This is a genomic window from Xanthomonas sp. SHU 308 (genome assembly GCF_000364645.1).
GTDB classification, from domain to species: Bacteria; Pseudomonadota; Gammaproteobacteria; order Xanthomonadales; family Xanthomonadaceae; genus Xanthomonas_A; species Xanthomonas_A sontii.
Genome location: NZ_AQOK01000204.1, coordinates 1 through 1025, shown reverse-complemented (window position 1 = coordinate 1025; position 1025 = coordinate 1). Strand labels below are relative to the sequence as shown.

The following is a 1025-nucleotide window of genomic DNA, read 5'->3' as shown; positions in this document are numbered from 1 at the left end:
GATGCGCGCGACGGCCGCGCGAGCTTGCTCGGCCGCCCCGTGCAGGCCGGCGACATCGCCGTGCTGGTGCGCAGCCACGGCGAGGCCACGCGCATCCAGCAGGCGCTTGCCGCCGCCGGCATTCCCGCAGTCGCCGCCGGCCGTCGCAGCCTGTTCGCCACCGACGAGGCGCTGGAGCTGTTGGCCCTGCTGCAGGCGCTGCTCGATCCCGGCGACGACGGCCGTTTGCGCGCGGCACTGGCCACCGTGCTGATCGGCGAGGACGCCGCGGCCATCGCCGCGCTCGACCACGACGGCGAGCGCCATCGCCGCTGGCAGCAGCAGGCGCTGGACTGGCGCGAGCGCTGGCAGCGCGGCGGCCCGCTGGCGTTGATCGGCGACCTCGGCGCCGCGCACGGGCAGCGCCTGCTGGCATTGGTCGACGGCGAGCGCCGCCTCACCAACTATCTGCAGCTCGCCGAACTGTTGCAGGAAGCCGACACCCGCGCACTCGGCCCACATGGCCTGGTCGACTGGCTGGCGCGGCGCATCGCCAATGCCGACGACAGCGACGAGGCGCAGCAACTGCGGCTGGAATCGGACGCACGCCGCGTGCAGATCGTCACCCTGCACAAGAGCAAGGGCCTGGAGTATCCGCTGGTGTTCCTGCCGTACGCTGGCATCGGCCGCAGCGAGCGCAGCCCCGGGCGCCACTGCGTGGTGCCGGCGCCGCAGGGTGGGCGCCAGTTGCAGTGGAACACCGGCCGCAGCGGCGGCGAATCCGACCCGGCCTGGGACACCGCCGAAGCCGCGTGGAAACAAGAGCAGCGCGCCGAGGACGCGCGCCTGCTCTACGTCGGCCTGACCCGCGCCGAACACGCGCTGTGGATCGCCACCGGCGCCTTCCCGCAGCACGAACGCACCGCATTGGCGCCGATGCTGCGCGACCTCGACGCCTTGCAGGCCACCGCTGCTCCCGGCGCCATCGCCATCGACAGCACCCCGCCGCCGGCCCAGTTGCCGCGCCTGCCGCCCGAGCCGGCGCC

1 protein-coding gene is annotated in these 1025 nt (G+C 74.2%); it reads left to right on the top strand.

Annotated elements, in window-relative coordinates; genetic code table 11:
* On the top strand, positions 1 to 1025 hold a 1025-nt coding region (locus D588_RS24290), incomplete at both ends, for a 3'-5' exonuclease (RefSeq protein WP_043083933.1).